4 protein-coding genes and 1 pseudogene are annotated in these 4,946 nt (G+C 74.7%); 2 read left to right on the top strand and 3 right to left on the bottom strand.

Translation table 11 applies throughout. From position 1 onward, the window contains the following. Positions 1–609 (top strand): annotated as a pseudogene (locus tag ACTWQJ_RS46315) (regulator); the annotation flags it as partial. A gap of 35 nt (positions 610–644) precedes the next feature. Here ACTWQJ_RS46315 and ACTWQJ_RS46310 read toward each other — a convergent pair. Continuing rightward, the gene (locus ACTWQJ_RS46310; RefSeq protein ID WP_443312390.1) at positions 645–2,075 is read right to left on the bottom strand and encodes an NAD(P)/FAD-dependent oxidoreductase; all 1,431 of its coding nucleotides are present in this window, start codon (positions 2,073–2,075) and stop codon (positions 645–647) included. A 172-nt stretch (positions 2,076–2,247) separates the two neighbouring features. Further along, positions 2,248–3,150, bottom strand: a complete 903-nt coding sequence (locus tag ACTWQJ_RS46305) for a TIGR01777 family oxidoreductase (RefSeq protein WP_443312389.1) — start codon at positions 3,148–3,150, stop codon at positions 2,248–2,250. A gap of 71 nt (positions 3,151–3,221) precedes the next feature. Here ACTWQJ_RS46305 and ACTWQJ_RS46300 point away from each other — a divergent pair, with 71 nt between their 5' ends. Further along, on the top strand, positions 3,222–3,725 hold the full coding sequence (locus tag ACTWQJ_RS46300) for a GNAT family N-acetyltransferase (protein ID WP_443312388.1): 504 nt from the start codon (positions 3,222–3,224) through the stop codon (positions 3,723–3,725). A 16-nt stretch (positions 3,726–3,741) separates the two neighbouring features. Here the strand turns inward: ACTWQJ_RS46300 and ACTWQJ_RS46295 are convergent, their stop codons facing one another. Beyond that, positions 3,742–4,926: a MarP family serine protease gene (locus ACTWQJ_RS46295; protein ID WP_443312391.1), complete on the bottom strand. Its 1,185-nt coding sequence runs from the start codon at positions 4,924–4,926 to the stop codon at positions 3,742–3,744. Positions 4,927–4,946: the final 20 nt, after the last annotated feature.

Raw genomic sequence — 4,946 nt, 5'->3', positions numbered from 1 at the left:
CGGGCGTACGGCAGTTACGTCCTGGCCACCATGAGCCGGCAGGCGGTGTACCTCGGCCACGGGCGCGAGGCGGTGCAGCTGGCACGCGTGGCGCAGCAGGGGGTGGGCAGTTCCGCCCCGCCCGTCGTCCAGGCTCTGCTGCACGCCGCCGAGGCGCGCGGGCACGGGGTGCTGGGGGAGGTCCGGGCCTGTACCGCCGCGCTCGTCCGGGCCGAGCGCACCCTGGAGGCCGCCCGGACCGGGGACGAGGTGCCGCACTGGGCGCGGTTCTTCGACGAGGCCCAGCTCGCCGACGAGTTCGGGCACTGCCACCGGGACCTGCAGCAGTTCCGCGCCGCCGCGCAGCACGCCGAGCGCTCCCTGCAGCTGCGCGCCCCCGGCTTCGCCCGCAGCCGCCTCTTCTGCCGGGTCGTCCTCGCCACCGCCCGCCTCGGCCTCGGCGAACTCGACCAGGCCTGCGCGCTGGCCGCCGAGGCGGCGGGCCAGGCCGCCGAGATGCGCTCGGTGCGGGCGGTGGAGTACGTCAGGGACTTCGAGCGACGGCTGGAGCCGTACAAGGACGCGGCGCCGGTGCGGACGTACCGGGACAAGGTGGCGGCCCTGAGCTGAGCCTGCGGGGCGCGGTCACCACCGTGGACCGGGGCTCACGCCGCCCGAGGCGTCGGCGCCGGCTCCGCCCCGTGCATCGACCCCGCCCCCAGGTCCGCCAGAATCGCCGCCGACGCCCGTCGCCCGGAGTGCAGCGCACCCTGGACGCTGCTGGTGTCCCGGTGGTCGCCGCACACATACAGGCCCGTCATCAGCCGCACCGGCCGCCGCAGATCGTGCGGCGGCCGCATCACGGGCACGGCCTCGGCGGTGTGGTGCACGGCAAGGGTCTCCCAACGTGCCGTGGAGGTGCCGTAGAGGCGTGCCAGGTGCATCCGTACGGCCGTGTCGAAGTCGGTCGGCGGGACGCCAAGCACCGTCGACGAGATCAGCGCCCGGCCCTGCGGCGCCCGGGTCGGGTCCACGGTGCTGACCACCGCCGTGTGCGCCACCGGCCCGCCCCGGTCGGCGTCGAGCAGCAGCGACGCCCCGGTCTGCGGCGGATCGTCGGTCGTGTGGTGCACCACCGTCACCGGATGGAAGTCCGGCACCCGCAGGCCGGGCAGGAGTTCGGCGGCGGTGCGCGCGTCCGTGGCCAGCAGGACGGCCCGGCAGCGGAACTCACCGTGCTCGGCCGTGGTCACCGATGTCGTGGCGACCGAGGTGACCTGTACGCCGGTGCGCACCGTGCCCGGCGGCAGCGCCCGCGCGAGCAGCTCGGGCAGCGCCTCGGCCCCGCCCTCCGGAAGGCCCATCCGCCCCCCGGCGAACGCCCGCAGCGCGAGGTCCGCGCACCGGCTGGAGGTGGTCAGGTCCGGGTCGCAGAGCAGGGCGGCGAGCAGGGGGCGCACAAAGCCGTCGATCGTGCGGGCGGGCAGTCCGCGCTCCGCGAGGGCCTGTGCGGCGGGCGACTCCGGGCGGGCGAGCAGCCGTTCGACGGGCATGCTCCCGATCCGGGCGAGTGCGGCCCCGAGCCGCGCCTGGTCGACGGCGCCTCCCAGCGGGGCGCCCGCCCGCCCCCGCGGCACGGCGGCCTGCCGGGGAACGGCCGCCAGGCCCCTGGGCGACCCCGACGCGGGCCGGGGGACGGCCACCCGGCCCCGGGCCGGCGGCGCCACCCTGGGGGCGCTCGCCAGGGCGCGCACGGCGTGGAGTGCGCCCCTTGCGCTCCCTCCGCCCGCCGGAGCGCCAGCGCGCTGCCGACGGCCGTCGCTGTGCAGCAGGACGCCCGGGGTGCACAGCCGCAGGGCGAGTGCGTCGAGCCCCGGCGCCAGGCGCAGTTCGGGATACGACGTGAACAGGAGCTGTCCGATGCGGTCGAGCCGGAAACCGTCGACCTTCTCGGTCGCCATACGGCCGCCCGCACAAGGGGCGGCCTCCAGAACCGCGGTGGTGACTCCTGCACGGGTCAGCCGATGTGCAGCCGAGAGTCCGGCGACCCCGGCTCCCACGACGACGACGTCCGCCTGAAATGCGGGCTCTAGCACGTGCCCCTCCTCGAGGTTGCGCGGCCGGTGGAGACCTCATGCCCCCAACCGGCGCCGGGGATACCCGAGTTCGGGTCGAGGTTAGGGCGGTGATCGGCCGTCGGCAGTCGCGCATGGACAGGGCACGGTCGCACAGCGGTCGCATACGGTCGGAACCCGACTGTCACGCCGGTCACTCCGCAGCCCGGATCGCCTCCTCGATCCCGGGGAACGCGAACGAGAACCCGGACTCCAACAGTCGCATCGGCAGCACCCGTTGACTGCCCAGCACGTCCCCGGCCATCTCGCCCAGCACGACCCGCAGCACCGGCGCGGGCACCGCGAAGAGCGTCGGCCGGTGCAGCACCCGGCCCATGGCCGCGGTGATCTCACGGTTCGTCAGCGGCTGCGGAGCCGTCAGGTTGAACGGTCCCGACAGGTCGTCGCGGTCGAGGAGATGCCGGATCGCGGCGACCTCGTCGTGCAGCGCGATGAACGACCAGTACTGCCGCCCGTTGCCCAGCCGCCCGCCCAGCCCGGCCCGGAACAGCGGGAACAGCCGCCCCCAGGCGCCGCCCCCGCGGGCCACCACCAGCCCGGTCCGCGTGAACACCGTGCGCACGCCCGCCTCCTGTGCGGGCGCCGCGGCCGCCTCCCACTGAACGCACAGCTCGGGCAGGAACCCCGCCCCCGCGGGCGCGCTCTCGTCGACCGGCCGCTCCCCGGTCTGCCCGTAGTAGCCGATCGCACTGCCGTTGACGAACACCCGCGGCCGCTCCTGCGCAGGCAGTGCGGCGACGGCCTCGGCCAGCGCGCGCGTGCCGAGCACCCGGCTGTCCCAGATCCGCGCCTTGTACGCCTCGGTCCACCGGCGGTCGCCGACCCCGGCGCCCGCCAGGTTCACCACGGCGTCGCACCCCGCGAGCCCGGCCGCGTCCACATACCCGCCCTCGGGGTCCCAGCAGACCTCGTCCGCGGTCCGGGCCGCCCGGCGCACCAGCCGCACCACCTCGTGCCCGTCCGCGGTCAGGGACCGCACCAGGGCACTGCCGATCAGACCGGACGCACCGGCCACCGCGATTCGGGAACGTTCCATACGGCCATCATGCCCCTGGGGCCGCCGAAATCCCCGAGGGCGCCTCGCCCGTGCGACGTACGCTGACCGTCATGCCGGATCCGCAGATACACATACGTCATGCCCTGTACGAGGACGAGGAGGCGCTGGCCCGGCTCGACCGCGCCACCTGGTCTCCGCTGCACGCCGTCCAGCCCCGCCCCCGGCCGCCGTACGAGCCCTTCTTCAACGACCGGTTCGGGCCGCTGGACCATCTCGTCGCCGAGCTCGCCGGACGCGGCGACGCGGTGGTCGGCTACATCCGGCTGGGCTTTCCCACATCGCTGGAGTGCAACGCCCACGTCCGCCAGATCCAGGGCCTGGCCGTCGCCGAGGAGGCGCGCGGCGCCGGGGTCGCCCGTGCGCTGCTGCGTGCCGCGCAGGACGAGGCACGGCGCCAGGGCGCCCGCCGCATCACCCTGCGCGTCCTCGGGCACAACACCCCGGCCCGCAAGCTGTACGAGTCCGAGGGCTTCGTGGTGGAAGGGGTCCTGCCCGAGGAGTTCTTCATCGACGGCGCGTACGTCGACGACGTCCTGATGGGGCGTTCGCTGTAGCTCGCACAGGCAGCGCCTACGACGTGACCAGCTCGCCCGTGTCCACCGGTGTCGTCGCGTCCGCCGCCCGCGCGGCGTCGCCGGCGACCTCGTCGGCCGTCAGGACGTAGCCGGTTTCCGCGTCGGAGGTGGAGCGGGCGAAGACCACGCCGTACACCCGGCCGTCGGTGGTCAGCAGCGGGCCACCGGAGTTGCCGGGGCGGACCGTGGAGCGGATCGAGTAGATCTCGCGGGTCACGCTCTCGTCGTTGTAGATGTTCTGGCCGGTCGCCCGCACCCGGTTCGCCACCGTGGCCGCCTGCAGGTCCAGGCCGCCGTCCTGCGGATAGCCGGCCACCACGGCCGCCTCGCCGCGCTCGGCGTCGTCGACGAAGTCCAGGACGGGGGCGCGCAGATCGGGCACGTGGAGCACCGCCACGTCCCGGTCGGGGGCGAAGAGCACCACCCGCGCCTCGTACGCCTGCCCGATCCCGCCGACCCGCACGGTGGGGGCGTCGATGCCCGCCACCACATGGGCGTTGGTCATCACATGCTCCGCGGCGTACACGAACCCGCTGCCCTCGCGGCCCTGGCCGCCCGCGACGCCCTCCACCTTCACCGTGCTCAGCTCGGCGGCGTTCGTGGCGCGCGCCGTGACACTGTCCCCGGAGGGCTTGGCCACCTCGGCGGTCGACTCGTTCTCGAAGGGGTTGAAGACCTGCGGGAAGCCCGCCTCGGTGAGCGCCGACGTGGCCTGCGAGAACCACGCGGGCGTGGTGTCCGGCATCGCGTTCTGCACCGCCCCGAGCAGCCGCGAGTCCCGTATCGCCGAGGTCAGCAGCGGCGACGAGGACGCGGCCAGCACACTCGCCGCCACCCAGGCCACGATCAGCACGGCCACCGAGTTGGCCGCGGCCCCGCCGATCCCGTCGGCCACCCTGAGCGGCCCCCGGTTCAGCTCGCGGCGCAGCCTGAGCGCCAGCCGCCCGGCCAGCTCATGACCCACCGCTGCCGGAACCAGCACCGTGAGCACCGCGGTCACCGTCGCCGCCGTCGTCCCCGGCGTCACCAGGTCCATCACCCACGGCAGGATCTCCACGCCGATGACCGCACCGCCCACGAAGTCGGCGAGCGAGGCACAGCCGGCCACCAGTCCGCGCCGGTACCCGGAACCGGCGTAGACCAGGATCACCAGCAACAGCAGGATGTAGAGCAGGTCCACGGAGCCGCATTTCTCTAGGA

This window comes from Streptomyces sp. KR55 (assembly GCF_052245645.1).
Lineage (GTDB): Bacteria > Actinomycetota > Actinomycetes > Streptomycetales > Streptomycetaceae > Streptomyces > Streptomyces flavusporus.
This window is presented reverse-complemented; position numbering and strand designations above follow the sequence as displayed.